This is a genomic window from uncultured Cardiobacterium sp. (genome assembly GCF_938028825.1).
GTDB lineage: Bacteria > Pseudomonadota > Gammaproteobacteria > Cardiobacteriales > Cardiobacteriaceae > Cardiobacterium.
Window position 1 is genome coordinate 14,665 of sequence record NZ_CALIZP010000062.1, and the last position, 26,410, is coordinate 41,074.

At 60.7% G+C, this 26,410-nt stretch carries 25 protein-coding genes and 1 other RNA gene; 18 read left to right on the forward strand and 8 right to left on the reverse strand.

From position 1 onward, the window contains the following. Positions 1-8 precede the first annotated feature (8 nt). The 10 genes from Q0562_RS09000 to Q0562_RS09045 all read left to right on the forward strand — a co-directional run bounded on the left by Q0562_RS09000 (position 9) and on the right by Q0562_RS09045 (position 8,868). The gene (locus tag Q0562_RS09000; RefSeq protein WP_298643627.1) at positions 9-785 is read left to right on the forward strand and encodes a Sua5/YciO/YrdC/YwlC family protein; all 777 of its coding nucleotides are present in this window, start codon (positions 9-11) and stop codon (positions 783-785) included. Further along, a complete protein-coding gene (locus Q0562_RS09005; RefSeq protein ID WP_298643628.1) occupies positions 785-1,132 on the forward strand; it encodes a hypothetical protein in 348 nt (115 codons plus the stop codon). The genes Q0562_RS09000 and Q0562_RS09005 overlap by 1 nt, the downstream gene beginning before the upstream one ends. A 3-nt stretch (positions 1,133-1,135) precedes the next feature. Then, on the forward strand, positions 1,136-1,768 hold the full coding sequence (locus Q0562_RS09010) for a phosphoribosylanthranilate isomerase (RefSeq protein ID WP_298643629.1): 633 nt from the start codon (positions 1,136-1,138) through the stop codon (positions 1,766-1,768). Beyond that, on the forward strand, positions 1,758-2,960 hold the full coding sequence (gene trpB / locus Q0562_RS09015) for a tryptophan synthase subunit beta (RefSeq protein ID WP_298643630.1): 1,203 nt from the start codon (positions 1,758-1,760) through the stop codon (positions 2,958-2,960). Before Q0562_RS09010 ends, trpB begins: the two co-directional genes overlap by 11 nt. A gap of 7 nt (positions 2,961-2,967) precedes the next feature. Further along, positions 2,968-3,777 carry a tryptophan synthase subunit alpha gene (gene trpA, locus Q0562_RS09020; RefSeq protein ID WP_298643631.1) on the forward strand — a complete coding sequence of 270 codons (810 nt, stop codon included), beginning with the start codon at positions 2,968-2,970 and terminating at the stop codon, positions 3,775-3,777. A 3-nt stretch (positions 3,778-3,780) separates the two neighbouring features. Continuing rightward, on the forward strand, positions 3,781-4,782 hold the full coding sequence (gene accD / locus Q0562_RS09025; protein WP_298643632.1) for an acetyl-CoA carboxylase, carboxyltransferase subunit beta: 1,002 nt from the start codon (positions 3,781-3,783) through the stop codon (positions 4,780-4,782). After that, complete coding sequence (locus Q0562_RS09030; RefSeq protein WP_298643633.1) at positions 4,779-6,038, forward strand: Mur ligase family protein; 1,260 nt, start codon at positions 4,779-4,781, stop codon at positions 6,036-6,038. Before accD ends, Q0562_RS09030 begins: the two co-directional genes overlap by 4 nt. Continuing rightward, entirely contained in the window at positions 6,035-6,688 is a 654-nt protein-coding gene (locus Q0562_RS09035) for an SPOR domain-containing protein (protein WP_298643635.1), read from the forward strand. Before Q0562_RS09030 ends, Q0562_RS09035 begins: the two co-directional genes overlap by 4 nt. Before the next feature lie 151 nt (positions 6,689-6,839). Next, positions 6,840-7,565, forward strand: coding sequence for a CvpA family protein (locus Q0562_RS09040; protein ID WP_298643637.1), 726 nt, complete (start codon positions 6,840-6,842; stop codon positions 7,563-7,565). A 121-nt stretch (positions 7,566-7,686) separates the two neighbouring features. Then, positions 7,687-8,868 carry an O-succinylhomoserine sulfhydrylase gene (locus Q0562_RS09045; RefSeq protein WP_298643639.1) on the forward strand — a complete coding sequence of 394 codons (1,182 nt, stop codon included), beginning with the start codon at positions 7,687-7,689 and terminating at the stop codon, positions 8,866-8,868. A 260-nt stretch (positions 8,869-9,128) separates the two neighbouring features. Here the strand turns inward: Q0562_RS09045 and Q0562_RS09050 are convergent, their stop codons facing one another. Continuing rightward, positions 9,129-9,521 (reverse strand): helix-turn-helix transcriptional regulator, encoded by a 393-nt coding sequence (locus Q0562_RS09050; RefSeq protein ID WP_298643640.1) that lies wholly within the window; start codon positions 9,519-9,521, stop codon positions 9,129-9,131. 185 nt (positions 9,522-9,706) lie between these two features. Between Q0562_RS09050 and Q0562_RS09055 the strand changes: the two genes are divergently transcribed. Genes Q0562_RS09055 through Q0562_RS09065 form a run of 3 tightly spaced genes read left to right on the forward strand, consistent with a single transcriptional unit; the run spans position 9,707 to position 12,474 of the window. Further along, positions 9,707-11,554 carry a DUF6030 family protein gene (locus Q0562_RS09055; protein WP_298643642.1) on the forward strand — a complete coding sequence of 616 codons (1,848 nt, stop codon included), beginning with the start codon at positions 9,707-9,709 and terminating at the stop codon, positions 11,552-11,554. Between the two features lie 36 nt (positions 11,555-11,590). Continuing rightward, on the forward strand, positions 11,591-11,923 hold the full coding sequence (locus Q0562_RS09060; RefSeq protein WP_298643644.1) for a hypothetical protein: 333 nt from the start codon (positions 11,591-11,593) through the stop codon (positions 11,921-11,923). Positions 11,924-11,967: 44 nt separating this feature from the next. Beyond that, complete coding sequence (locus Q0562_RS09065) at positions 11,968-12,474, forward strand: hypothetical protein (protein ID WP_298643646.1); 507 nt, start codon at positions 11,968-11,970, stop codon at positions 12,472-12,474. A gap of 366 nt (positions 12,475-12,840) precedes the next feature. On the opposite strand, the gene Q0562_RS09070 is transcribed toward Q0562_RS09065, so the two are convergent. After that, on the reverse strand, positions 12,841-13,302 hold the full coding sequence (locus tag Q0562_RS09070; protein WP_298643648.1) for an Lrp/AsnC family transcriptional regulator: 462 nt from the start codon (positions 13,300-13,302) through the stop codon (positions 12,841-12,843). Between the two features lie 142 nt (positions 13,303-13,444). On the opposite strand from Q0562_RS09070, the gene dpaL reads away from it, so the two are divergent. From dpaL to Q0562_RS09095, 5 genes are all read left to right on the forward strand, one after another. Then, the gene (dpaL, locus tag Q0562_RS09075) at positions 13,445-14,647 is read left to right on the forward strand and encodes a diaminopropionate ammonia-lyase (RefSeq protein ID WP_298643649.1); all 1,203 of its coding nucleotides are present in this window, start codon (positions 13,445-13,447) and stop codon (positions 14,645-14,647) included. 22 nt (positions 14,648-14,669) lie between these two features. Then, entirely contained in the window at positions 14,670-15,833 is a 1,164-nt protein-coding gene (locus tag Q0562_RS09080) for a M20 aminoacylase family protein (protein ID WP_298643651.1), read from the forward strand. A gap of 182 nt (positions 15,834-16,015) precedes the next feature. Further along, the gene (locus tag Q0562_RS09085) at positions 16,016-17,416 is read left to right on the forward strand and encodes a sodium:alanine symporter family protein (RefSeq protein WP_298643653.1); all 1,401 of its coding nucleotides are present in this window, start codon (positions 16,016-16,018) and stop codon (positions 17,414-17,416) included. Between the two features lie 208 nt (positions 17,417-17,624). Then, positions 17,625-18,014 (forward strand): RidA family protein, encoded by a 390-nt coding sequence (locus tag Q0562_RS09090; protein WP_298643655.1) that lies wholly within the window; start codon positions 17,625-17,627, stop codon positions 18,012-18,014. Between the two features lie 314 nt (positions 18,015-18,328). Continuing rightward, a complete protein-coding gene (locus Q0562_RS09095) occupies positions 18,329-19,099 on the forward strand; it encodes a formate/nitrite transporter family protein (protein ID WP_298643657.1) in 771 nt (256 codons plus the stop codon). A gap of 273 nt (positions 19,100-19,372) precedes the next feature. Here Q0562_RS09095 and ssrS read toward each other — a convergent pair. The 6 genes from ssrS to Q0562_RS09125 form a co-directional block, all read right to left on the reverse strand. Beyond that, positions 19,373-19,555, reverse strand: a non-coding RNA gene (gene ssrS / locus Q0562_RS09100) — 6S RNA. A 247-nt stretch (positions 19,556-19,802) separates the two neighbouring features. After that, positions 19,803-22,265, reverse strand: a complete 2,463-nt coding sequence (locus tag Q0562_RS09105; RefSeq protein ID WP_298643659.1) for a PEP/pyruvate-binding domain-containing protein — start codon at positions 22,263-22,265, stop codon at positions 19,803-19,805. Between the two features lie 833 nt (positions 22,266-23,098). Beyond that, positions 23,099-23,902 (reverse strand): DUF4198 domain-containing protein, encoded by an 804-nt coding sequence (locus tag Q0562_RS09110; protein WP_298643661.1) that lies wholly within the window; start codon positions 23,900-23,902, stop codon positions 23,099-23,101. Between the two features lie 15 nt (positions 23,903-23,917). Continuing rightward, positions 23,918-24,436 carry a DUF2271 domain-containing protein gene (locus Q0562_RS09115; RefSeq protein ID WP_298643662.1) on the reverse strand — a complete coding sequence of 173 codons (519 nt, stop codon included), beginning with the start codon at positions 24,434-24,436 and terminating at the stop codon, positions 23,918-23,920. A gap of 157 nt (positions 24,437-24,593) precedes the next feature. After that, positions 24,594-25,043, reverse strand: a complete 450-nt coding sequence (locus tag Q0562_RS09120) for a copper resistance protein NlpE N-terminal domain-containing protein (protein WP_298643663.1) — start codon at positions 25,041-25,043, stop codon at positions 24,594-24,596. 49 nt (positions 25,044-25,092) lie between these two features. Further along, positions 25,093-26,376, reverse strand: coding sequence for a 3-deoxy-D-manno-octulosonic acid transferase (locus Q0562_RS09125; RefSeq protein ID WP_298643664.1), 1,284 nt, complete (start codon positions 26,374-26,376; stop codon positions 25,093-25,095). Between the last annotated feature and the right edge of the window lie 34 nt (positions 26,377-26,410).

The window sequence follows — 26,410 nt, forward strand, 5'->3', positions numbered from 1 at the left end:
GAGCCCCCATGACCCGACACATCCAATGGCACCAAACCCTCTCCGCCGAAGGCCTTGCCGCCCTGCAACAACCAGGCGGCGTCATCGTCTGCCCGACCAAAGTCGGCTACATCATCATGGCGACCGACAAGGCGGGGCTGGAACGCAAATTCGACGCCAAAGAGCGCAAGCGCAACAAACCCGGCGTTGTCCTCTGCGGCAGCATGGAGCAACTGCGCGCGCTTGCCCAACTCAACCCCGAAATCGACGCCTTCTACCAAAAACACTGGGACGAAGACATCCTCCTCGGCTGCATCCTGCCGTGGCGGGCGGACGCCAAAGCGGCACTCGTCAAAGACGGGCGCGAAGAGCTGATGATGGACGGGCGCGGCACCAGTTGCTTCGTCATCAAATTCGGCGTGCCGGGCGAACAGCTCGCCGAACACCTGTGGCGCACGGAAGGCAAAATGATCTACGCCTCCTCCGCCAACCCCTCCGGCAAGGGCAACCGGGGCAAAGTCGAAGGCATCGGCGAGCGCATCGAAAGCAAAGTGGATCTCGTGATTGAAGCGGACGACTACGTCGCCTCCATCCAGCCCGACAAAACCGTGGAAACCCGCTACGAGCAGGGCGTGATGGTGTCGATGGTCGATAAAGACGGCAGCCTCGTTCCCGAACAAAAAGGCGGGCGCGGCGTGCATCCCTGCCCGGTGCTTATCCGCAAAGGGCTGGCGGTCGAGCGCATCATGATGCACCTTGCCGACAGCTTTAACACCTGGGACTACCGACACGGCGAATACTACTGATGATGAAACGCGTCATGACCGCGTGGGACGACTACCCCGCGCCCGAATTTGCCGACATCGTCGATCTCTTGCAAAGCCTGCCGCACAGCGAGGCGCAATTCGTCATCCTTGACCGCCACAACGAAAACGACAGCTACATCCAGGCGACGCTGGAAGACCCCGGGCAGGACGAAAACAGCCGCTTCCTCTTAGAAACCCGCCGCTACGAAAGCGACGGCAGCTGGCGGCACTACCGCCGCTTCACGGCAAACGCGGCGGAAACCCTGCCTTACTTCGCGCAGTTTTACCACGACGAAGCCTTTGACAGCGACGGCTGGGCGGATGTCAGCGGCGAATTCGGGGACTGAACCATGCGGGTGCGCGTCAAAATCTGCGGCCTGACCCGCCTTGAAGACGTGCAGGCGGCGGTGGCGGCGGGGGCGGACGCGCTTGGCTTCGTTTTCCACCCGCGCTCGCCGCGCCACCTTGAACTTGCCCGGGCAGAACGCCTGATGGCCGCTGTGCCGCCCCTCATCACCGTCGTCGGCCTCTTCGCCGATGCCGACGCCGACACCGTGCGCGCCACCTGTGCCGCGCTGCCGCTGGATCAGTTGCAATTCCACGGCTTTGAAAGCGCCGCCTACTGCCGCCAGTTCGGACGCCGCTGGTACAAAGCCGTGCCGATGCGCGATCTTGATGACGCGCAAGCGGTCGCCGACTGGCTCGCCGCCTATCCGGACAGCAGCGGTTTCCTCTACGATGCCTATGGCAAAACGCAAAGCGGCGGCAGCGGCAGCGCCTTCGATTACGGCAAACTGCCCGCCCACAGCGCGCCGCGCATCCTCGCCGGCGGCCTGCATCCCGACAACGTCGCCGCCGCCATCCGCGCCTGCCGCCCCTTCGCCGTGGACGTATCCAGCGGCGTTGAAAGCGCGCCCGGCATAAAGTCCTCTGCTAAAATGCAGCGCTTCATCAACGCAGTACACACCGCCTATGACGACTAACACCTACCCGGACGCGCGCGGCTATTTTGGCCGTTACGGCGGCCAATTCGTCGCCGAAACCCTGATGCAGGCCGTCCTGCAACTTCAAGAAGCCTACGCCGCCGCACAACACGATCCCGCCTTCTGGGCGCGCTTCCGTCAGGAACTCGCCGACTACGTCGGCCGTCCCTCGCCGCTTTACTTCGCCAAACGCCTCAGCGACAAGGCGGGCGGCGCGGAAATCTGGCTGAAACGCGAAGACCTGAACCACACCGGCGCGCATAAAATCAACAACACCATCGGCCAGGCGCTGCTCGCCGAACGCCTCGGCAAAAAACGCGTCATCGCCGAAACCGGCGCGGGGCAGCACGGCGTCGCCAGCGCCACCGTCGCCGCCCGCCTCGGCATGGAATGCGTCGTGTACATGGGCGCGGACGACGTCATCCGCCAGGCGCCGAACGTGTACCGCATGAAACTGCTCGGTGCCACCGTCGTCCCCGTCGCCGCCGGCAGCCGCACCCTGAAAGACGCGCTGAACGAAGCCCTGCGCGACTGGGCAGCCAACGTCGAGAACACCTTCTACATCATCGGTACCGCCGCAGGTCCCCACCCTTACCCCATGCTGGTGCGCGACTTCCAGAAAATCATCGGCGAAGAAGCCAAAGCCCAGGCCCAGGCCCACTTCGGCGCGCTGCCCGACGCCGTCGTTGCCTGCGTCGGCGGCGGCTCGAACGCCATCGGCCTCTTCTACCCCTTCTACGACGACCCCGTCGCCCTCTACGGCGTCGAAGCGGGCGGGCACGGCCTCGCCAGCGGCGAACACGCCGCGCCGCTCAGCGACAGCAACACCCCGGTCGGCGTCCTGCACGGCAACCGCACCTACGTCATGAGCGACGCCGACGGGCAAATCGCCGCCACCCATTCCGTCTCGGCCGGACTCGACTACCCCGGTGTCGGCCCCGAACACGCCTGGCTGAAAGACACGGGGCGCGCCCGCTACGTCGCCATCAACGACGACGAAGCCCTCGCCGCCTTCCACGACCTCTGCCTGCTCGAAGGCATCATTCCCGCCCTCGAATCCGCCCATGCCGTCGCCTACGCTCTGAAACTCGCGCGCGAACTGGGCAAAGGCAAACGCATCATCGTCAACCTCTCCGGACGCGGCGACAAAGACATCAACACCATCGCCACCCGCGACGGCATCACCCTGTGAGGCAGCCATGACCCGACTCCCGGACCGCTTCGCCGCGCTGCACGCGCAACAACGCAAAGCCCTCATCCCCTACATCAGCGCGGGTGACCCCGACCCAGCGCAGACCGCCGCCATCCTGCACGGCCTCGTCGCCGGCGGTGCAGACGCCCTTGAACTTGGCATCCCTTTTTCCGACCCCGCCGCCGACGGCGAGACCATCCAGCAGGCCAACGAACGGGCGCTGGCGCGCGGCGTCACCCTGCAACAGACGCTTGCCATCGTGCGCGAATTCCGCCGCGACGACGCGACCACCCCGCTCATCCTCATGGGCTACCTCAACAGCTTCGAGCGCGCGGGTTTTGCCCAGGTGATGAGCGACCTTGCCGCCGCAGGCGGTGATGCCGTCATCCTCGTCGATTGCCCGGTCGAAGCCCTGCCCGACTACGAAGCCGACCTCAACCAGAGCGGTATCACCCCCATCCTGCTGGTCGCCCCGACCACCAACCCCGCACGCCGCCGCGCCATCGTGCAGCACGCGGGCGGCTTCCTCTACTTCGTCTCGCTGCGCGGCGTGACCGGCACCAAACGGGCCGATGCCGACGCCATCGCCGCCGACATCCGCGCCCTCAAAGCCGACACCGGCTTGCCCGTCTGCGTCGGCTTCGGCATCCGCGACGGCGTGACCGCCCGCCGCATGGCGGACCTTGCCGACGGCGTCGTCATCGGTAGCGCCTTGGTCGCCCGCCTGCACCAAGCGGCGGAAAACGGCGACAGCCTTACCGACACCGCGCGCGCCTTCACCGCCGACATCCGCGCCCATCTTGACCACAAGGACTGACCCATGAGCTGGTTCGACAACCTCATGCCCTCGCGCATCAAAACCAAAAACAAAAACCAGCAAGTGCCGGACGGCCTGTGGAAAAAATGCGACGGCTGCAACGAAGTCCTCTACGCGCAAGACCTCGACTACAACCAGCAAGTCTGCCCCAAATGCGGCCACCACATGCGCATCGGTGCGCGCAAACGCCTCGAACAACTCTTTGACGAAGGCTGCATGCCGACCGAAATCGGCCTCGGCCTGCAACCATCCGACTTCCTCAAATTCAAAGACAGCAAACGCTACCGCGACCGCATCACCCAGGCGCAGAAAAAAACCGGCGAACACGACGCGCTTGTCGCCATGAGCGGCCTGCTCTACGACCGCCCGCTCACCGCCGCCGCCTTCGAGTTCGACTACATGGGCGGCTCGATGGGCTCCGTCGTCGGCGAACGCTTCGCTTTGGCCGCCGAATACGCGCTGGCCGAACGTACCCCCTTCGTCTGCTTCAGCGCCAGCGGCGGCGCGCGCATGCAGGAAGGGCTGACCTCGCTCATGCAAATGGCGAAAACCAGCGCCATCCTCACCCGCCTGGGCGACGCCGGACTGCCCTTCATCTCCGTGCTGACCGATCCGACCATGGGCGGCGTCTCCGCCTCGCTCGCCATGCTCGGCGACATCAACATCGCCGAACCCGGCGCGCTTATCGGCTTCGCAGGCCCCCGCGTCATCGAACAAACCGTGCGCGAAAAACTGCCGGACGGCTTTCAGCGCAGCGAATTCCTGCTCGAAAAAGGCGCCATCGACATGATCGTTGACCGCCGCCACCTGCGCGAAGAACTCGCCACCCTGCTCGGCATGCTCATGCAGGAACCGCCGCTGCCGCAGGCCGGGGACGAAAACGGGGAAACCCCGCCAGGCGGGGAAAACGCGCCGCCGGAGGCCGCCGATGCCCCCGCAGAACACGGCGATAACGACACCGAACCCGTCGGCAACGACGACAGCCAAAGCGCAGAAAACCCATGAAACGCACCCTGAGCGAGTGGCTGGCCTGGCAAGAAACCGCACATGACAAAGCCTGGGACCCCGGCCTCGAACGCGCCGCCGCCGTGTGGCAGGCGCTCGGTGCGCCGCGCCTCGCTGCGCACACCATCACCGTCGCCGGCACCAACGGCAAAGGCTCCTGCGTGTGCTGGCTTGAGGCCATTTGCCGCGCGCACGGCGTCAGCGTCGCCTCCTTCACCTCGCCGCACCTGCACGACTACCGCGAACGCATCCGCTTCGACGGCGCATGGGTCGCGGTCGACGCCCTCGCCGCCGCCTTCGACACCATTGACGCCGCGCGCGGCGACATCTCGCTCAGCTACTTCGAATGGTCGGCGCTTGCCGCCCTCTGGCTTATCGCCCAACGACAACCCGCCGTCGCCGTCCTCGAAGTCGGCCTCGGCGGCCGCCTGGACGCCACCAACATCATCGACGCCGACGCCGCCATCATCACCCGCATCGGCCTCGACCACCAGGAATGGCTGGGACACGACATCCCCGCCATCGCCGCCGAAAAAGCGGGCATCCTCCGCCCCGGCCAGCGCGTTTACCTGCCCGATGCCCACCCGCCCGCCGTCCTCTACGAACGTGCCGCCGCCCTCGGCGCGACCACAAACAGCTACGGCCAAGAACTGCGCGCAACGGCAGAAGCAGACGGCCTGCACATCAGCGTTCCCGGCTACCACGACACCCTGCCGTACCCAACCCATATGCACGGCGCGCACCAATACGGCCACCTCGCCGCCGCCATCGCCGCGCTGGCACCGTGGCTCGCGCTTGACACCGCCAAACTCGCTGCCGCCTGCGAAAGCGCGCAAAACCCCGCCCGCCTCAGCCTAATTGACGGCGAGCCGCGCTGGCTCTACGACGTCGCGCACAACGCCGACAGCGCCGAAATCCTCGCCCGCTACCTGCACGACCTGCCGCGCCGGGGCGGGCGCATCATCGCCCTGTGCAGCATCCTGCGCGACAAAGACCAGCGCGCCATCTACCGCCACCTCGCGCCGGAAATCGACGAATGGGTACTTGCGCCCCTGCCCGGCGCGCGCGGCAGCGACATCGGCACCCTCACCGCACACGCCGTCGCCGCCGGCATCGCGCGCAAAAACATCCACCCCTGCGACGACATCCCCGCCGCCTGCCGCCTGGCCCGCACCCTGGCGGCCCCGCTTGACACCATCGCCGTCTTCGGCTCCTTCGTCACCGTCGCCGCCGTACAAAAAGGACAACAGCCATGAACAAATGGACCGTCCGCCTCATCGGCATCGCCATCCTCTTCGCCGCCGCCCTCACCGTCTTCGACCGCTGGTTCAGCCCGGACATCCCGCCCGCCATCCGCCAGGGCATCGAACTCAGCGTCAAGGGCGAACCGCACAGCATCAACCTGCCCCCGGCCACGGACAACGGGAGGAGTCCCCGGCTCCCCGCACCGCCGCCACAGCCCGCCTTCACCCTCGCCTCACTCGACGAAGACGCGGGCGAACCCCAACCCATCCTCAGCAATCCGGACGGCAGCGACAAAGCCAAAGCCCGCGAAGCCGAACAAGCCGCCGCCAACCAAAAAGCCGCCCAGGAAAAACCCGCCAACAGCGCACTCACCGAAAACCGCGAAGCAACCGCCCCCGCCGCCGAAAAACCGCCGGAAAAACCCAAACCCAAACGCGGTGGCTCGTGGGTACAGGCCGGCGCATTCAGCAGCAAAGAAAACGCCGACAAAATGATCGCGCAACTGAAAAAACGCGGCTGGCCGGTCGAAACCGAAATCGCCAACATCAACGGCAAAGATATGCACCGCGTCTTCATCGGCCCGCTCTCGGCGGCAGACGCCAGCACCTACATCGACATCCTCGGCAAAGAAGGCACCAACGCCCGCCAAGTCAACCGCTGACCGCCATGCGCCCAAACACATTCACACACCCGCCGCTTGCGCCCGGCCTTCCCGCTGACGCGACGCTTGGCGCGCCCGGCACGGACAACCCCCTCCCCCGCCTGCCGAACCCCACCCCTAAACCCCAAACCAACCGGAGAAAACCCACACCATGAACCTCGACACCCTCAACTGGATAGACCTCGCCCTCGGCGGCATCCTCGTCATCTCGGCACTCGTCGGCCTGATGCGCGGCTTCGTCAAAGAAGTCCTCTCGCTCATCGCCTGGTTCGTTGCCGCCTACGCCGCCTGGATGCTGGCCGAACCCGTCGCCAGAGACTACGTCAGCCGCGTTTTCAACGACGAAAAAATCGCCTACATCGCCGCCCTCGGCGCCATCTTCATCGGCACCCTCTTCCTCATCGGCGTCGTCAACCTCCTCATCTCGCAAGTGCTGAAAATGACCGGCCTCGGCTTCCTCGACCGCCTGCTTGGCCTCATCCTCGGCACCGTGCGCGGCGTCCTCATCGGCGCGCTCATCACCTTCGCCGCCCTGCTCTTCAGCGACGGCCACCCCGAAAATGAACTGCCCGCCCCGCTGAACCAACAATGGGGCAGCTCGGTGCTCGCGCCCTACTACAAAAGCGCCGCGCAATGGGGCTACGACCAGATTGCGCCGACCGTGGACAGCTGGATACAGGACAAACTGAAAAAACAGGGCGGCGACACAAAAAAGCCCGACACGGCGACAACCGGCAACACCGCTAACCCCGCTGCTGCCGCCACCCTGCGCCCCAGCGGGGACGACATCGGCATCCTGCAAAGCACCCCGGCCACCGCCCCCGCCGTGCCACAGCCCGAAGAACCGACCCTGCACGGCCTCGAATCCGCACAATAACCGCATCCATGGCCAAAACGCCGCCCGTCACACGGCGGCGTTTCCACGATAACCCTGCGTACCAAGCCAAAAACCGCTTTGGCGAACGTCCCAGAAAAAACACCCCAACCGGAAACCCACCATGACCGACCACAACGACAAAGCCTTTGCCACCCGCGCCATCCGCGCCCACGAACAACAGAGTGAAAACCGCGAACATTCGCCCGCGCTCTACCTCACCTCATCCTTCACCTTCACCAGCGCCCAACAAGCTGCCGACATCTTTGCCGAACGCGAAGCCGCCTACCAATACAGCCGCTTCGGCAACCCCACCGTGCAACTCTTCGAAGCGCGCATGGCCGCCCTCGAAGGCGGCGCGCGCGGCACCGCGACAGCCAGCGGCATGGGCGCCGTCCTCACCCTCGGCCTCGCCGAACTCGAAGCGGGCGACCACATCATCTGCGCGCGCAACTGCTTCGGCTCCATCCTCAACATGTTCAGCAAAACCTTCGCCAAATACGGCATCGAAACCACCCTCGTCGAAGTGACCGACCTTGACGACTGGCGCGCCGCCGTCCGCCCGAACACCAAACTCCTCTTCCTCGAAACCCCCTCCAACCCACTGCTCGCCATCGGCGACATCGCCGCCATCGCCACCATCGCCCACGCGGCAGGCGCCAAACTCGCCGTGGACAACTGCTTCGCCACCCCCTACCTGCAACGCCCGCTCGACCTCGGCGCCGATTACAGCGTCCATTCCGCCACCAAATACCTTGACGGCCAGGGGCGCACCCTCGGCGGCATCATCATCAGCAAAAGCGCGGAAGACGGCGAAAAAATCTACCAGCTCATGCGCGGCATCGGCACCACCATGAACGCCTTTGAAGGCTGGATCTACGCCAAAAGCCTGGAAACCCTGCACGTGCGCGTGCAGCGCCACAGCGAAAGCGCCCTGCACGTCGCACGCTGGCTCGAGAAACAGCCCGAAATCGCGCGCGTGTACTACCCCGGCCTCGAAAGCCACCCGCAACACGCCCTCGCGCAAAAACAAATGCACGGCGGCTTCGGCGGCATGGTCAGCTTCGACGTCAAAGGCGGCAAAGAAGCGGCGTGGCACCTCATCGACCACTGCGACTGGCTGAGCGTTACCGGCAACCTCGGCGACACCCGCACCATCATCACCCACCCGGACAGCACCACCCACGCCCGCGTCGCGCCGGAAGAAAAAGCGCGCATCGGCCTCGGCGACGGTGCCATCCGCCTCTCCGTCGGCCTCGAAGACGCCACCGACATCTGCAACGCCCTCGCCAAAGGCTTGCGCTAACCAGCGGCGGTCTCAACAAAAAACGGCGGACTATCCGCCGTTTTTTTATGCCCGCCATCCCCGTACACGACCCAAATCCACCGGGCGACGCAGCCAAAACCCTCCTCCCGCATACGGGGCAGGTGTCCGCAGAACGGCGGGAGAAAAATCCGCCAAGCGGCGTGGTTGCGCGGCTTATAGCCGTTGTTCGCGGCAAAAAAACACAAACCCTGCATTCATCCCGCCTGGCGGCCATCACAAAACCGCGCCCCAAGCCCCGCTCATAACCTGCTTTTCAAGAGCGACACCATCTCTTGCAGCGTCGCCAGTTCGCGCGCCTGTTGCGCCAGCAGTTCATCCTTGTGGCGGATGATCAGCTTCAGCCGCTCGATTTCGGCCGTCAACTCGTGGGAGGCATTCGCATAAACGGCAATATCGCTGTTGTTATTGTCGCCAACCTGATAACTCAGCCCGCGTCCGTTTGTCTGAATCAAATCCAGAATATCCATCCCCAGAATCTCGGAAATCTGTTCCAGCCGGGGCAGATTCAGGCGCGTTTCGCCGCGCTCAATCTTGGCATAGCCGTTAATGGACATATTCAGCTTCCCCGCCATCTCTTCCTGCGACCAATGTCTCGCTTCACGCATCATTCTGATTTTCTCGAAAGTTTTCATACGACCCCCACAAAAAGGGCAAAACCGCCACTTTTTGTTGCTGTTAAATAAAAATTAAGAAATCTACAATAATTTCAACCGCGCGCATTCTATGGATAACTGACGGAAATTACTAGTGTTATTTTCCGTATCCGTTACATTCCGCCGCGCCCGGATAACCACAACCGTAACTTTTTGTCACACCCATGAATATTCTGGATACCATCAAAAACGCCTTCGGACAAGGCAGCAACGATGACGACTTCTTTGATTCCCAATGGGAATACGGACAGGAAAGAGACGCCATGCGCGATGCCGAAACCGTGTGGGCGCGTCTGCGCTCGGACAACAGTGTCTATTTGCATGGCGACACAGCGGGCGAAGCATACGTTGACCTTATTATCCGCAAAACGCTCGATAATAAAATATCCCTTGCTTTTCAATTATCGCGCGGCAAATTTATCGGTCAATCAGGCGGTTTCTTCGCCAATATAAAATTTGACCGAAACAAAATTGAAAAACAGCATTGCAAAACCGCTGTTAATACCGCAACCAATATCGCCCTTATCATTCAGGGTAAAGAAACATTTATCCGTAAGCTGTTTAAATCCAAGACGCTGATTGCTGAATTTACCATTGCCGAGCACGGTAGTGAGCAGTTTACTTTCCAAACTGCCGGACTGGATTGGCAAGGCATATTTGGCAATAACCTGCGCAATCAATTTGCTGATGGTGGCAATTACTTGTGGGAAAAAATAAAACGCCTGTTCAGAATCGCGGCTTACGTTTCCCTTGCCATTATTCTGCTTTCAGTTGGAATGGCAATTTTCGATTCGGGTTCAGAACGCGGCGCTACCACCAATACCGCGACAACAGCCTCCGCACCCACGGCCACAAACCCACCCGCGACACCACCGCCTGCCCGCAAAACGCCCCAGCCGGTGCAGCCTGTCGCCCAACAACCTGAGGTAGCAGAAGTAGCAGCATCCGCACCACAGGCAGCACCGCAACCTGCAATACCGCCCGCGCCTGTCGGCAAACGCCGCTGGGAACCCCAGGATGCCTGCCAATATCTCGGCAATACCCTACCCACCCGCCGCTATAACGATGCTCTTGGTGACGGCATTTATATCTGTGCCTCGGAATATCAGGACATCGGCACCAGGACGCGGGACAGAATGGCCAATAACCTGTCTTATTACGTCATCGGCACACAGAATCATGCGCGCAAGCTGAAACTATTGCTCAATTACAACAATCCCAAACAGGCGGCAAGCGGCACCGCATCCCTGATTGCTGCCGCCAAAGAACTGGCGATAGCCGCAACCGGCAGATCCCTGCCCCAAATTATCGAAAGCAAATTGAAAGCAGGCAAAGCGGGCGAAACCACCATAGACGGCATACGCCATGCCGTCTATCGCCAGAACTGGCCGCGCGGCAATGGTTACGAAGTCCGATATGTCCTCTCCAATGCCAATGATAAGCCGATTATCCGCAATGAACCGACAGGCGCCAATACCGATATATCCGACTACCCGGATGCCGATAAAGACATTATGCCCACGGTTAATGCAGCGGCGGAAAAGAAAGCGGACGAGAAACAGGAAGCTGCCACACCGGTTAACAGCAAATGGCGCTATAACGAAGACACCGACCAGATGCGCAACACCAAAAGCTATTGGGCAATGCTGACCTCGGAAAACAGCGTGGATTTTAACTTTCCCTATAACGGCGGTTCGACGCTGAAAATGGAACTAAGGAAAAGCGCCAAATACGGCAACGACATTTATTTCACCATCTCCAAAGGGCAATTTTCCTGCGGCTATGACGGCTGTCGTGCCACTATCAAATTCGATAACGGCAAACCGCAGAAAATCAGCCTGGTAGAGGCGGGCGATGCCGATATGACCACCCTGTTCCTTGCCGGCAAGGCGGGCAATCTCGCCGCCAAAATCAAAAAATCCAAAACCATGATGATTGAGCTCAATTTCTATCAGGAAGGCTCGCGCCAATTCCTTTTCCACACGGAAGGACTGCAATGGAAACATTTCTAGTCCCACCGCTTTATCAACATAATCCGGGAGAATCCTATGGCATTAATCGAATGCCCCGAATGCTTTGAACAAGTTAGCGACAAAGCGGGCAAATGCCCGCATTGCGGCGCGCGCATCCGCAAACTGCGGCGCGGCATATTCGGCACCCTCATCAAATGGCTGTTTATCCTCTTCAACGTGCTGATGCTGATATGGGTCATCGGCGGCATCGGGGTGACCAATGACGCCATTTCCTCGGCGAAAAACAGCGCGGAAGCGGCCGGTGCCGCCGTCGGCAGCGGCTTGGGCATGATGCTGCTGCTGGTGCTGTGGTGCATCGGCGACATCATCCTCGCCATCCCGCTCTTCCTCACCCGCCCGAAGGATTAAATTCCTTTGGGGCTTCTTACTCTTGATTATTTATGGAGAACCTTATGAAAAAGACACTATTTTCCCTTGTCTTGCTAAGCGGTGCAGCAATAGCCGCTGAAACAGAAATCATCGGTGCTTTTGGCTTGACTCTGGGTGCGGAACAAGATGTCAGCAAACTGAAACCGGCATCCAAAGACAATAGATATTACATAGCCCCGCCATCACCAAATGCACTTTTTAACGAATATATAGTTGAAGTTACGCCTGCCTCTAAGAAGATTATGGAAATTACCGGCTTTGCCAATGTGAAAGATAATTGTAAAAAACAGGCAGAAGCGGTTGCTGATGCAGTCAGTGAAAAATATGGTGTAAAAAAAGAAGAGATTGATTCATTCATGAATTTTGGATTCAAAATTGCCAAGGATGATACGCAGGTTCGTGTTGTTTGTGTTGATGGAATTATGGGAGATCAACTGCAAATCCGTTATGTGTCAGGAAAGATGCAGCAACTGGCTGATAAAGAAAAATACGAACAAACCAAAAGCCAAACCGACACTTCTACACTGTAATCCCTCTCCCTTCTTTCCGGCGGACGCAAGTCCGCCTTTATTTTTTAGCGGCTCCATTGGTTATGCGCGCAGGTGATCGGTATAAAACGCGGGAAGCAGCGGGTAAGCGGTACAGCCAGCGCGGGCAGTTTGGGCGGAAGGGCGGCATCGTTATAGTCATAGTCAAGAAGCCGTCACCAAGCACACCGCCGCAGACAGTACAGATAGTACGACGCAGGTTTCCCATAAAAACCGCGCTGCGGTTTTTATGGTGCCCGGTCAGGCGCGCCAACACCGTATCTCTGTTTGAAGCGACTGTATCCGGTCCCCTGCTGCCATTGACGGTTGCTGCGCGCCGAAGTCGAGCGGTTCATGCAGGCGGATGCGTCAGTCCACCGGCACGGTCAGCCCCTGTTTCACCTGCTGCATCGCGACCAGGGTGCGGAAGGATTTCAGGTTGTTTGAGGCGAAGAACAGCTCCTGCGTCAGCGCTTCGTATTCCGCCATGTCGCGCACCACGAAGATCAGCAGGAAATCGAATTCGCCGGTGACGTAATAGACCTGCTGCACTTGCGGGCAGGCGCTGAAACGCTGCTTGGCTTCTGCCAGTAAATCCAGGCGTTCGTTGGCGAGCGCCACTTCGGCAATCACCGTAATCGGCCGTCCCACTTGCGCCGCATCCACCACGGCGACGCTGCCCTTGATGACGCCTTCTTTTTCCATCGCGGCGATGCGGCGGTTGATGGCGGAGGCGGACAGATTCACTTTTTCCGCGAGATCGCGCTGGGCGATGCGGTTGTCTTGTTGCAGGAAGTGCAGGATTTTTTTGTCGAAGGCGTCGAGTTTCATCGGGAACCTCAGGATAGTGTGCAACGGTGTTGCGATTTTAAGACAAATTCACCGCAAAACCGCAGTTTTCCCCGCAAAAGCGCGGTAATCCCCCGCTTGAAATGCCGATAATGTCCGCAAACCCGGCCAAAAGGACACGCAGATGAACGACACCCTCCTCTATCAAGCCAATACGATGCAAAAAGCGCGCGGGCAAGGCACCGCGACCGGCATCGTTAATGCCGCTGCCGCCGCTGCCGCGCACCGCTTCCACCGGCAATTCGCCAACTACGCACCGACCCCGCTGCTTTATCTGCCGCATCTGGCGCGCAAGCTGGGCGTCGCCGCCGTGTACGTCAAGAACGAGGCAGAGCGCTTCGGCCTCAACGCCTTCAAGAGCCTCGGCGGTTCCTACGCTATCGGTCGCTATTTGGCGCAGCGGCTGGGGCGCGACATCAATGACCTCAGCTTCGCCGAACTCGCCTCGCCGCAAGTGAAGGTGCAGTTGGGCGACCTCACCTTCATCACCGCCACCGACGGCAACCACGGGCGCGGCGTCGCCTGGGCGGCGGAGCAGCTCGGCATGAAGGCGGTGGTGCTGATGCCGCACGGCTCCTCGCCGGTGCGCGCGGAAAACATCCGCAAACACGGCGCGGATTGCACCATCACCGATTTCAACTACGACGACACCGTACGCGAAGCGAGCCGCCTCGCCGCTGCCAACGGCTGGGTGCTGCTGCAAGACACCGCCTGGGACGGCTACGAAGAAATCCCGACCTGGATCATGCAGGGCTACCTTACCCTCGCCCACGAAATCAGCGCGCAACTGCCCGCCGCGCCGACCCATCTCATTCTGCAAGCGGGCGTCGGCTCGTTTGCGGGCGCCATCGCCGGCTACTTCGTATCCACCCTGGCGGACAAGCCACCCACCATCATCATCGCCGAACCGCATCAGGCGAACTGCCTTTACCAATCCGCCGTGGCCGCCGACGGCAAGCCGCACAACGTCGGCGGCGCGATGCAGACCATCATGGCGGGGCTGGCCTGCGGCGAGCCGAACACCATCAGCTGGCCGCTGCTGCGCGATTACGCCGCCGCCTTCATCTCCGCCGACGACCACCTCGCCGCCAACGGCATGCGCATCGCCGCTGCGCCGCGCCCCGGCACCGATCCCGCCTTCATCTCCGGCGAATCCGGCGCGATCGGCCTCGGGCTGCTTTATGAATTGAAAACCCGCCCGCAATATCAGGCGATTTGCCGCGACTTGGCGCTGGATGACAAGGCGCGGGTCTTGCTCATCAGCACCGAGGGCGATACCTCGCCGGATATTTACGAGGCCATCGTCTGGCAGGGGCGGAATCAATAACCTAACCCATGAGGAACGAACCATGAACGAAAAAGCACTGCACCAGCAAATGATTGAATGGCGTCACTATCTGCATCAGCATCCGGAAAGTGCCTTTGAAGAAGAAAACACGGCGCGCTTTGTTGCCGACAAGCTGGAAGCACTGGGGCTGACCGTGTACCGCAACATCGGCAAAACGGGTGTTGTCGGCGTGCTGAAATGCGGCGACGGCAAGGGGGTTATCGGCATCCGCGCCGATATGGACTGTCTGCAAATGGTCGAACAGGGCGATGTTCCCTACAAATCGCAGACCGAAAACCGTATGCACGCCTGCGGCCACGACGGCCACACCGCAATGGTGCTGGGTGCCGCGCACCTGCTGGCAGCGCGCAAAAACTTCAACGGCACCGTCTGTTTCGTCTTCCAGCCCGCCGAAGAACCCGGCAAGGGCGCGCAGGCGATGCTGGATGACGGCTTCATCGAGCGCTTCGGCATCGAAGAAATCTACGGCCTGCACAACATGCCGGGCATGCGCACCGGCACCATCTCCACCCGCGTCGGCGGCATCATGGGCAGCGAAGACAACTTCATTATCCGCATCAAGGGACAAGGCTCACACGCCGCCCGCCCGCACATGAGCCGCGACCCGATGGTGATTGCCGCAGAAATCATCCTCGCCCTGCAAACCATCGTCTCGCGCAACATCGACCCAAGCATCCCCATCGTCATTTCCTGCACCGAACTGCATACCGACGGCATCCGCAACGCCATCCCGACCCATATCGAAATCAAGGGCGATACCCGCAGCTATGCACCGGAAACGCAGCGGATGATTGAAGAGCGGATGCGCAGCATTTGCGAGCATATCTGCGCGATGAACGACGCCGAATGCGAGTTCGTCTATACCCACGAATTTGCGCCAACCGTGAATTGGGAGGCCTGCGTCAATAGCGCATTACAGGCGGCGAACAATACCGTTGGTGCGGAAAACGTCGATGGCAACGTCCAGCAAATGATGATTTCCGAAGATTTCGGCACCTTCCTGCAAAAAATACCCGGCTGTTTCGTCTTTTTGGGTAACGGCACTGAGGAAGAAGGCATTGGCTACCTGCCGCTTCACAATGCCAAATACGATTTCAACGACAATATTCTGCTGACTGGCGCTGAATATTTTGCTGAATTAATCCGCATCCGTCTGCCGCAATAAAAAATTGGCCGCCCGTAGTGGCGGCCCATTCCTGAAGGCCTTTGCCATCGCTGTTTCTTTTTTACCTTAAGAAACGGCAGTGTTTTTGCACGCCAAAAATAGGGAGAAGCCAATAAAAATGATGCACATCCCTTACCAAAAACATTCGCTGCTTCTTATCCTTCATTACTATCGAGGTCATTATGGAACTCTTGAAAACCATTAACGGCATCTTTTGGGGCTGGCTGGTCGCAGGACTGCTGCTCGGTACCGGTATTTTTTTCGCCTTCCGTCTCTCCTTCCCGCAAATCCGCTATTTCCCCAAACTCTTCGGCGCACTCATGCACAACCGCAAAGCGGACGACGGCAAAGGCGTATCCGGCTTCGGCGCCCTCTGCGCGGCACTGAGCAGCCAACTCGGCACCGGCAGCCTCGTCGGCGTCGCGACTGCGCTGGCCTCCGGCGGCCCCGGCGCCATCTTCTGGATGTGGGTCACGGCTCTGCTCGGCATGGGCATCAGCTTCAGCGAAGCTATCCTCGCCATCCTCTTCCGTGAAAGCAACGGCGACGGCACCTATCGCGGCGGCCCCGCCTACTACATGTCGCGCGGCCTCCACTGCCGCCCGCTCGCCATCGCCTTCTCCCTCAGCATGATCATCGGCATGGGTTTCTTCTACACCATGGTGCAGGGCAATTCCGTCATCCTCGCCACCAAAACCGTCATCAATGTCCACCCTGTCCTCATCGGCCTGGTACTCGTCGCCCTCGTCGCCATCATCGTCTTCGGCGGCGTCAAGCGCATCAGCGAATTTGCCTCGCTCTTCGTGCCCTTCCTCGCCGTCACCTACCTCCTCCTCTCCCTGTTCATCATCCTGAGCAACATCGAAAAAATCCCGGCAGTGCTGGCGCTCATCGTGAAATCTGCCTTCAACCTCGATTCCGCCGCCGGCGGCGTCGCAGGCTACACCATCTTCACCGCCTTCCGCTACGGCGTGGCGCGCGGCCTCTTCTCCAACGACGCCGGCAACGGCACCGCGCCCAGCATGCACGCCACCGCCAACGTCGAGCACCCCGTGCTGCAAGGCTTTTCCGCCATGTTCGGCACCTTCTTCACCACCGTCATCATTTGCAGCTGCACCGCCTTCACCATCCTGCTCACCGGCGCACTCGGCAGCGGCGAAACCGGCATCGAGCTGACCCAGCGCGCCTTCAACCTCGGCATCGGCGACTGGGGCAAATACGTCGTCTTTATCGCCATGCTGATGTTCGGCTTCAAATCCGTGATTGCCGACATGTATTACGGCGAGGTCAACCTGCGCTGGATAAAAAACAATCCGCGCCTTGTCCTTGCCTACCGCCTGTTTTGCTGCGCACTCGTCACCATCTGTGGCTTAATCCCCGTAACCACGCTGTGGGAATTGATTGATTTCGCTTCGGCATTGCTGATTATCTTCAACGTTCCCGCTTTGCTATTGTTGTCCAAATACGTCCTCTTTGCCCTGCGCGATTTCGCCGCACAAAAGGACAAAGGCATTGAAAACCCGCGCTGGGATTATCAGACCGATATTGTCGCCCGCTATGCCGGGGAAGCCGGGCAATCCTGACGGCGCGCCGTGCTACCATAGGCACGGCAATTCCCCTGCCATTCATTTTCCCCTTTGTGCACGCAAAAGCCTTCCCCATTGGGGAGGGCCTGGGGGGCGGGTTAAAAATCCGCGCTTCCCGCCTGGCTGCGCATCAGGCCCCGCCGCCCGGTCCGGAAGCAAGGCATTGTCGTGCATGAAATTTCAGCACAAAATCAGGAGATTACTTATGTATAAAGTCATCCACACCGACAAAGCCCCCGCCGCCATCGGCCCCTACGTGCAGGCGATGGATTTGGGCAACCTCGTCATCACCTCCGGGCAAATCCCCGTCAACCCGGCAAGCGGCGAAATGCCCGCCGACATCAAGGCGCAAACCCGCCAGTCGCTGGACAACATCAAGGCCATTATCGAGCAGGCGGGCTTGCAGGTGAGCAACATCGTGAAAACAACCGTTTTCGTGAAAGACCTCAACCACTTCGCCGACGTGAACAGCGTCTATGAAGCGTTCTTCACCGAATTCGGCGGCGGCACTTTCCCGGCGCGCTCCTGCGTGGAAGTCGCCCGCTTGCCGAAAGATGCGGGGGTGGAGATTGAAGTGATGGCGGTCAGGCCGTAATCGCGCGCACAGCGACAGGGCGGGCTTTCCCGCCCTTTTTGCTGCTCGTTTTTTCCGGATGCGACAGAACCCGTAACGGCGATGCGTGCGGTGTACCAAAGTTTTTTCACTTTCTTGATGGCGGACTGAAGCCCGCCTACGCAAGCATCCAGTGTTTACACCGCTTGGCGGGGCCGGTCATTACAGGCGAGGGAGGGATATGCCCGCCTTTTGCCGTTCGCGTTTTGCCGGACAACGGCTCTTGTAAAATAGGCAACGGTTTCCCGATTCGGGACTGTTTTTTCATTTGTTTTCAATTGATAAAGGAGATTCTCATGGCCGGCGCCAGCCTCGAACCAAAACAAATCCTCGCGTACAGCGCCGACAAGGGGACGGCGAAGGCGGAAAACCGCTTTGACCGCCTCGCCGTGCTCGGCTTTCTCGGCGGTGCCTTTATTTCCGTGGGCTATCTCGCCTATATCCGCATCGTCGCCGCCATGCCGCACGAACTCGCCGGTCTCGGCAAACTGCTCGGTGCCGCCGTCTTCCCCGTCGGCCTCGTCTGCATCCTCCTCGGCGGCGGCGAACTCATCACCGGCAACATGATGGCGCTGCCCGTCGCTTGGCTGCAAAAGCGCATCAAGTTGCGGCAGTGGGCGCGCAACTGGGGCATCGTTACCGTGACCAATGTCGCAGGCGCGTTCTTCGTCGCCTGGTTCTTCGGCCACTATGTCGGTCTGACCGAAGGCGTGACGCTGGCGGAAACGGTCGCCGTCGCCCACGGCAAAACGGATGTAACGTTCGGTCAGGCGGTGGTCTCCGGCATCGGCTGCAACTGGCTGGTGTGCATGGGGCTGTGGCTGTGCTACGGCGCGGATACGTTCAGCGGCAAGATTCTCGGCTGCTGGTTCCCGGTGATGGTATTTGTCGCCATCGGCTTCCAGCACGTCGTCGCCAATATGTTCGTTATCCCGGCGGCGATTTGGGGCGGCGGCGACATCACCTGGGCGCAGTTCGCGGAAAACATGGCCGCCGTTTATCTCGGCAATGTGTTGGGCGGCGCGGTGCTGGTCGGCGCGCTTTACCATCTTGCCTATCGCGACTGAGCGGCGGTTGACACGCGAAAACGGGGCGGACTGAAAGAGTCTGCCCCGTTTTTTGTACGCCGCCGGCGGAAGCCCCGGCTGCACCTGAATGCGGCACGAGCCATCGCCGCCATTCTTTTCCGGCAGGTATGGAAAAGGATATGCGTGAATGGCGCAGTGATAATTGGCAGAGGGCGGAAACCCGGTGAAATCCGGAAAGAGATGATGGGCAAAAAGACGATTAGCCCGATTGTGTGGCCGATTCCCTTTTCATGGAATGGCAGAAAAAAAGAAAGCATAACCGCGATAGCCGCTTAACCTTATGCCCTTGAACCGCAGGGTTCAAGTGGGGGTCTTAACAAACTTTCGGGCTTCTTGCTTGAAAACAAGCTTGCTCACCCAGCTGCGTCTGACCCCCAAGGCAAGATGTAATTAGGGTCAAGGGGTTTGGAGGAAACGCAAACTTCGCAGTTATGCTTTGCGCGCTACTATAGCGCGAGGCTTTTACGCTGTAAAGCGCTTTTGCCGATATTCACTGACGATAAAAAGGCGAGTTATCAATATATTGCGAAAAAGGTTTTTGTTATCCGTTTTGGCATTGCCGTGATAGTCGTTTCAAACAGGTCTGAGGCAAGGCGGCGAGCCGAAGACAGTACAGGCCGCCAGTACGGCGAGGCTCGCCAACGCCGTATCAGCCCTGCTTGGGGCGACGTATGACCGTTTTTTACAGGATTTCCACCCTCCCCCGGCTGCCGTCTATTTTCACCCGCTGCCCGTTTTTGAGGCGGTGGCAGGCATCGCGGATGCCCATCACCGCCGGGATGCCGAGTTCGCGCGCGGTCACGGCACCGTGCGAGAGCGGGCCGCCGCTTTCAGTGATGACGCCGGCGGCGTGGTAGAAGAGCGGGGTCCAGGCGGGGTTGGTAGTGCGGGCGACGAGGATGGCACCCTGCGGGAAGTCGGCGAATTGTGCCGGGTCGGTGATGATGAAAACTTCGCCGCTGATGCTGCCGGGACTGCCGCCCAGTCCCTGCCAGCTGCTCTCGCCATCCGTCTCAGGTGCGCTGTCCGTGCCGTATTCCCAGGCCGGGGCGCGGGCGCAGGCGTCCTGATAGGCGGTTTTTTCGCGCGCCGCAGTGGCACGGAGGCCTTGGTAATCGCCGCTTGTTATGGCCTGTTCAAGTTCGGCAGGCGGCAGGAAGTAGATGTCCATCGCCTCGTCCAGCGCGCCTTGTTGGACAAGGTGCTCGCCGACGACGCGCGCGGCGCGGCGGAAGGGCAGGGTGAGACGGGTGGTCTGGTAGTGTTCGATGTCGTCCAGCGCGGTGTAGGTGCGCGCGAGGCGGATGAGTTCTTGCAGGAAGAAGCGTAGTCCGGCCGGCGCACGTGCCAGCAGTTCGCGTTCGGCGGCGTACATGGCGCTTTTTTTGTCCCAATAGTGTTCGTCGTGGGCGCTGTCGTCCTGGCTCGCCATCATCTGGATTTGGGTGAAGACGGTTTGCGGCGCTTCCAGCCAGGTGGGGTGGTAGGCGTCAAAATCGACTTCGCGGTGGCCGTGCTGGGCGAGGAAGCGGGCGAAGTCGTCGCGCAGGTCGGGGTAGGCGGCGAGCGCGGCATTGAGGCTTGCCGCGTCGTGGTAGCGGGCGCTGACGAGTGCGGGGTGGGCGCGCAGGCGGCGCGAGAGTTGCCACATGGCGCGGTTGACGGCGCCGGTTTTGGTTTCGACGACGCTGATGAGGCGGTCGAAGGTATCCTGGGCACTGGCGGGTTCGAGCAGGTCAAGGACGTGGCGCAGGACGCGGTAAAGCAGGGTTTGCGTGAGCGAGATGGCGATGTTCGGCAGGAAGTAGGCGGTGCCGAGGTCGTTAATGTCTTGCAGGATGCGCCAGCTTTCGGCGAGGGTTTTGCCGGTGTAGTCAATGGCGTTGTAGCGGCCAAGTTCGAGCAGGTAGTGGTCGAGGTCGTTCATCCAGCGGGTCGGCAGTTCGCTGATCCAGGTGTAGCGCGCGAGACCGCCGTTTTCGATGAAGGTGTTGAGGCTGGCGGTGTTGCGCAGCGGTGCAAGCGGCAGGCGTCCGGCATAGACGCGTACGGCGTTCTGGTTGCCGTAGATGTAGCCGTCTTTTTTGCTGAACCACGGATCGTGCAGCGGCGGCAGCCCCATCAGCGCGAAGGAGTAATTAAGCGATTGGTGGAAGCCCGCTTCGCAGAGTCCCCAGGTGAGCGGGGTGACGGGATTGGGGAAGCGTTCGGCGGATTCATCCCGCGTCCAGCGCGGTGCGAAGCGGGTGATGGGGCGCGATTGCAGGAGGTAGAGCGCGCTGCCTTCATAAGCCCATTCGATGTCCTGCGGGAAGCCGAAGTGCGCCTCGGCCCGGCGTGCCAGTGCCGCGATTTGTGCCGCCTGCGCGGTGGTGATGGCGGGGCGGGTCTGCTGCACGGGCGGCAGGTCGATTTGCCCGGCGCGGGTGAGCGCCTGCGGTTTGGCGGCGATGGTTTGGCTGCTGACGCTGCCGTTTTTATCGACGCGGTATTCGTCCACCGGTGCCTCGCCGGCGACGACGGTTTCGCCGAGGCCGAAGGCGGCGTTGATGAGGACGGTATCGAGGTCGCCGCGCACAGGGTCGATGGAGAAAGCGACGCCCGCCGCGCCGCCCGCCGCCACGTCCACCATCTGCTGGATGACAACCGCCATCGCCGCGCTGTCGTGGGCGACGCCGAGGCGCTCGCGGTAGGGCAGGACTTCGGCATTCCACAGACTGAGCCAGCATTGCTTGACGGAGGCGGCGAGGGCGTCCGTGCCATGCACGTTGAGCAGGGTGTCGTGCAGACCGGCAAAGGCGGCGCCGGGCAGGTCTTCGGCGCTGCCGGAGGAGCGCACCGCAAAATAGCGCTCCGGATGCACGGTTTGCAGGACGTTGAGTTGCGCGATGAGCACGTCCGGCAAGGGTTGAGTAGCCAGGTAGGCGGTGATGGCGGCACTTTGTGCCTGCGCGTCGCGGTTTTCGGCGAGCAGGGTGACAACGTGCGCCTGATGCGGCGCAAACCAGGCGCGGTAGGCGTCGGTCGGCAGGATGACGCCGTCGGGTACGGGCAGTCCGGCCTGGGCAGCGCGGGCAAGGCCAAAGCCTTTGCCGCCGACGCGGGCGGTATCCAGCGCTTCGGGGGCGGTGAATGCAAGCAGCATGGGGATGTCCTTATGGGTTGCGGATGAAGCGGGGATTATAGCCAATGTGTATTGAATAATCTGTCCATACCGTGCAAACGCATGCGGTTGTGAATGGCATTAAGTCATGCCTGTTTGTGTCCGATGGAATTTACATCCGGACAATATGGTGGCAGCCATGATTCTATATTCATTATTTTTAATAGAATTGCCTGTCTCGCCGTCTTTCATTGAATGTGCATTATGGGGATGTCCTTATCGCGCTGTTTCTGACGTTTCTGGTATCAATGCCTGTTCCAATCCGCGATTGGTGCCGTGATTGAACAAGCCGGGCGCAAACCGCTTATTTTGAGATGCCGAGCAATGGCATTCGCCCGGTTTTTATCGCGCCAACCGCCACGCCATAGGAAACGTATGGTTGAGGCCGCGCGCCAATCTTGGATTGGGCGAGCCGGCACTGCACGAGGCTGTTTTTCTGATTATTGAAGCCGGCTTGGCCTTCCCGACGGCGTCCGGCGCGCATCAATCGCTTGGATGCGCGGCAATATCTGTGAATAGTGCTTTTTACGGGCTTCCTTTACGGTTGGATTTTTTGTTTCTTTGATTTCTCCGGATTGATATATCCGGGAGCGGATGGTGGACTGGTTAAGCCGGAATATCCTGTGGTATCCCGCTCAGATAATGCAAGAACCAATGCATCAGGGGCGACGTTCAAGAGAACCGGTCATTATTCTAATGCGTGGAAAATGGATATTCCCGCTATCCCAAACGGCGTGAATGCAGGCCCGGAATGGCGCACAAACAAAAACCACCCCTGCGGGTGGTTTTTGTCTGGGAGACTTGTGGCGAGGCGCTCAGAGCGGCAGGACTTCGAGTCCGGCAATGTATTCGTGGGTCAGTGGCGCGTCTTTGGCGAGGTCGCTGGTGGTTTCGTATTCCACGGACAGCCAGTACATGCCGGGTCCCGGCCAGTCGATGGTGAAATTGCCGCTTTTGTCGCTTTTGAGTTCGGTGAAGCCGTGTTCGCGGTAGCGCAGGCCGTCTTTGGCATAGCGAACGCGCGCATCCGCCAGCGGCTTGCCGTCGTAAAGGACGCGGAATTTGCCGCTTTCCCCGGCGTAGAGTTCGTTCGGGTGGGTGAGGTATTCGACATCCAGTCCTTTGTCGTCCGGCTTGATGACGGTGTCTGTCGGCTCGCCCAGGGTGGCGAAGGTTTCGACGTTCAGGCTGTACTGTTTGTATTTTTCCCGTTTTTTGTCCGCCATCGGGTTTTCTTGTTGGTATTTTTCCGGGGTGCCGCGCCAGCGCACGCTTTCGCCTTTTTCATCGGGATAGTAGAACTGGATGTATTCGAGACCGTCGGTGAAGCGGTAGGTGCCGTGCCGGTTGAGCAATGCGTCGTAGCTGGTGCGCAGTTTGCCGACCATCAAGTTTTCTTTTTCGATTTCTTTACCGCTGGGATCGTAGGCGTGCAGGCCGTCGGCCGGGCGGCCACGGTGGTTGACGTCGAAGGGGAAGTCGGCGGCGCCACCGTCAATAGTGATGTAGTCTTTGTCACCGGATAGCTGGGTTGAGCTGGGGCGTATCCAGACGTTGTGGGCAAGGGCGGCTTCGGCGAGCAGCAGGGTGCAGAGAGCTGCGATATGTTGGCGTTGCATGGTGTGTCCTTGTGGTTACGGGGTGAGGGTCAGGTGGATGTCGCCCAGTTCGCTTTTGCCGGCGGCACTGGCTTCGGTTTTGTCTTTGATGGGCAGGGTGAAAGGGATGGCGACGTTTTCAGTGCCGCCTTCTTCACGCGCGGCTTCGACTTTCAGGGTGTAGCTGCCGTCTTTGAGTTTGGCCAGGCGCGGATCGTCCGCCTTGATGTCGATGGTGTGTTTGCCGGGTTTGCGCGTCGCACCGGTGATGGCGTCCGGCAGCGGTTTCAGGCTGCGTCCGCCCTTGCGCCACCAGTTGCGCAGTTCTTTCAGGTATTTCAGGCCTTCTTGCGGGTTGTCCGCCTTGCCTTTGATGAAGTACCACAGGCTGAGGTGTTCGACGAGTTTGCCCTCGCCATCTTCTACCCACACGGCGATGTAGGGGCGGTGGTATTCGCTGCTTTTGATGTCGGGGATGGTGATGTCCAGGCTGAGATCGAGCGCGTTCGCCTGGGTGGCAAGGAGCAGGGCGGTGCCGAGGAGGAGTTTTTTCATGGGGTTTTCCTGTGTTGTTGGGGTGGGCGATAGTAGTATGGATAGGAACTATTCGCAATATGAATGCTTCCTCCGGCCTCCTTCGGGGTGGCAGCGGGCGGCGGATACGGCACTTTGACGCGAAAAAGCCGGTCGGGCGACCGGCTTGGTTGGGCGGTTATTGGCGTTTGAGGCGGAATTTTTCATCCGGTTGGGACGGGTCGAGTTTTTCGCCATCCGGGCGGCGCAGTTCGAGGTAGCCGTTGCCAATCTGGAAGGTGAGGTTGCCCGCGTTGTTGTCGAGTTGCAGGTATTGTTTGTCGGTGGTGGTGCGGTACACGCCGCTGTCCTGTTTGTTTTCCTGTTTTTTGCCGAGTTTGGTGGACTGGATGGTGTAGTTGCCGCCGGTCAGGGTCAGGCTGATTTGCAGGCCGTCGCAGTCGGCGCAGGGCAGAACGCCGTTGTAGGTGCCGAGGAAGGCGGCGTTGTTGTTATTGGCAGCAGGGGGCTGCTGGGCAGGCGGGTTGTTGGCAACAGGGGGCGGGGTGTCGCTGCCGCCGAGGCCGAAGGTGGTGCAGCCGCTGATGATCAGGGCCAGGGCAAGGCCGACCGGGGTCAGTTTTTTCATGGGTTCTCCGTATGTTGTGGATTGGGTGGCGCGTAATGTAGCCCGCTGTTCAGGTTTCGGCAATGTTTGCGGTTGTTGCTTTTTGTTCATTGAGCAGGGCGTCGATGTGTTGCTGGTGGGCGGCGACGATGTTGTGGTAAGGAGCCATGTAAGCGCGGATGGCAGCGGTGTGCGGTTCTGCATGCAGGGCGAGCAGGGCGGCGGCGAGGGTTTCGGGACGGCCATCGGCGAGTTCGCGCGCGAAGGGTTGGTGGATGAGGGCGTCGCGGATGTGCTGGAAGTTGTACATGCTGTGCCCGAAGATGACGGGGATACCGGCGTGCAGGGCTTCGAGCGGGTTGTGGCCGCCGTGCGGGATGAGGCTGCCGCCGATGTAGGCGAGGTCGCTGATGCGGTAGTGATGGTTGAGTTCGCCGAGGGTGTCGAGGAGGTAGATGTCGCCTCTGTCGCGGGCGGTTTCGCCCCGGCTGCGCAGGCGGGGCGCGTAGCCCGCATCGCGGATGTATTGGGCAATGCTGTCGCGGCGTTCGGGGTGGCGTGGGGCAATGATGAGGCAGGCGTGCGGCAGGTGTTGTTGCAACAGGTGGTGGGCGGCGAGGATGATCTGTTCTTCGCCTTCATGGGTGCTGGCGGCAATCCAGGTGTCGGGCCGGCGTGCGGCGGCGATGTCGGCGGGCAGGGGTTCGGCAGCGGGTGTCTGGTATTTGAGGTTGGGGGTGATGGTGATGTGGGCGGCGGGGACGCCGAGGACGCGGTAGCGGCGGGCATCGAAGCGGGTTTGGGCGTCCACGCGCAGGGTGGCAAGCGGTTCGTGCAGAAGGCAGCGGGCGTAGCGGTAGTAGCCGCGTAGGGATTTGGCCGAGAGGCGGGCGTTGCTGAGTTGGACGGGGATGTCCCGCTTGGCGGCGAGGCGGATGAGGTTCGGCCAGATTTCGGTTTCCATGAGGATGATGAGGCGCGGGCGGATGTGGTCGAGGGCACGGCGGATGTTGGCGGTGGTATCGTAGGGCAGGTAGCTGTATGCGGTGCGGCCGGGGTGTTGGGCGTGGTATTGGGCGATTTGCGCGCGGCCGGTCGGGGTGGTGCAGGTGAGCCAAAGGTTATGGTCGGGGTGGACGGCGAGCAGGGCGTCCAGCAGCGGGCGGATGGCGAGGAATTCGCCGACGCTGACGGTGTGTATCCACAGGCTGTTCGGCAGGGCAGGGGGCAGGTGGCGGGCGAAGCGTTCGCCAATGTGCGCGCGGTAGGCGGGATTTCGCCGCGATTTGTAGTAGAGGCGCAGCAGGGCAAAGGGGGTGAGCAGATGCAGCAGCAGGTTGTAGAGGGTGTTCATGGGTACAGTAAAATGAGCGTTTTGTGGCTGTTTA

Bases quoted from the DNA above. Each gene is read 5' to 3' on its own strand.
- Q0562_RS09120 (WP_298643663.1), bottom strand. From the start codon at position 25,043: ATGAAAAAACTGACCCCGGTCGGCCTTGCCCTGGCCCTGATCATCAGC.
- Q0562_RS09035 (WP_298643635.1), top strand. From the start codon at position 6,035: ATGAACAAATGGACCGTCCGCCTCATCGGCATCGCCATCCTCTTCGCC.
- Q0562_RS09060 (WP_298643644.1), top strand. From the start codon at position 11,591: ATGGCATTAATCGAATGCCCCGAATGCTTTGAACAAGTTAGCGACAAA.
- dpaL (WP_298643649.1), top strand. From the start codon at position 13,445: ATGAACGACACCCTCCTCTATCAAGCCAATACGATGCAAAAAGCGCGC.
- Q0562_RS09090 (WP_298643655.1), top strand. From the start codon at position 17,625: ATGTATAAAGTCATCCACACCGACAAAGCCCCCGCCGCCATCGGCCCC.
- Q0562_RS09030 (WP_298643633.1), top strand. From the start codon at position 4,779: ATGAAACGCACCCTGAGCGAGTGGCTGGCCTGGCAAGAAACCGCACAT.
- Q0562_RS09070 (WP_298643648.1), bottom strand. From the start codon at position 13,302: ATGAAACTCGACGCCTTCGACAAAAAAATCCTGCACTTCCTGCAACAA.
- Q0562_RS09000 (WP_298643627.1), top strand. From the start codon at position 9: ATGACCCGACACATCCAATGGCACCAAACCCTCTCCGCCGAAGGCCTT.
- Q0562_RS09005 (WP_298643628.1), top strand. From the start codon at position 785: ATGATGAAACGCGTCATGACCGCGTGGGACGACTACCCCGCGCCCGAA.
- Q0562_RS09040 (WP_298643637.1), top strand. From the start codon at position 6,840: ATGAACCTCGACACCCTCAACTGGATAGACCTCGCCCTCGGCGGCATC.
- Q0562_RS09115 (WP_298643662.1), bottom strand. From the start codon at position 24,436: ATGAAAAAACTCCTCCTCGGCACCGCCCTGCTCCTTGCCACCCAGGCG.
- Q0562_RS09110 (WP_298643661.1), bottom strand. From the start codon at position 23,902: ATGCAACGCCAACATATCGCAGCTCTCTGCACCCTGCTGCTCGCCGAA.
- Q0562_RS09095 (WP_298643657.1), top strand. From the start codon at position 18,329: ATGGCCGGCGCCAGCCTCGAACCAAAACAAATCCTCGCGTACAGCGCC.
- Q0562_RS09080 (WP_298643651.1), top strand. From the start codon at position 14,670: ATGAACGAAAAAGCACTGCACCAGCAAATGATTGAATGGCGTCACTAT.
- trpB (WP_298643630.1), top strand. From the start codon at position 1,758: ATGACGACTAACACCTACCCGGACGCGCGCGGCTATTTTGGCCGTTAC.
- Q0562_RS09125 (WP_298643664.1), bottom strand. From the start codon at position 26,376: ATGAACACCCTCTACAACCTGCTGCTGCATCTGCTCACCCCCTTTGCC.
- Q0562_RS09065 (WP_298643646.1), top strand. From the start codon at position 11,968: ATGAAAAAGACACTATTTTCCCTTGTCTTGCTAAGCGGTGCAGCAATA.
- Q0562_RS09010 (WP_298643629.1), top strand. From the start codon at position 1,136: ATGCGGGTGCGCGTCAAAATCTGCGGCCTGACCCGCCTTGAAGACGTG.
- trpA (WP_298643631.1), top strand. From the start codon at position 2,968: ATGACCCGACTCCCGGACCGCTTCGCCGCGCTGCACGCGCAACAACGC.
- Q0562_RS09105 (WP_298643659.1), bottom strand. From the start codon at position 22,265: ATGCTGCTTGCATTCACCGCCCCCGAAGCGCTGGATACCGCCCGCGTC.
- Q0562_RS09045 (WP_298643639.1), top strand. From the start codon at position 7,687: ATGACCGACCACAACGACAAAGCCTTTGCCACCCGCGCCATCCGCGCC.
- Q0562_RS09050 (WP_298643640.1), bottom strand. From the start codon at position 9,521: ATGAAAACTTTCGAGAAAATCAGAATGATGCGTGAAGCGAGACATTGG.
- accD (WP_298643632.1), top strand. From the start codon at position 3,781: ATGAGCTGGTTCGACAACCTCATGCCCTCGCGCATCAAAACCAAAAAC.
- Q0562_RS09055 (WP_298643642.1), top strand. From the start codon at position 9,707: ATGAATATTCTGGATACCATCAAAAACGCCTTCGGACAAGGCAGCAAC.
- Q0562_RS09085 (WP_298643653.1), top strand. From the start codon at position 16,016: ATGGAACTCTTGAAAACCATTAACGGCATCTTTTGGGGCTGGCTGGTC.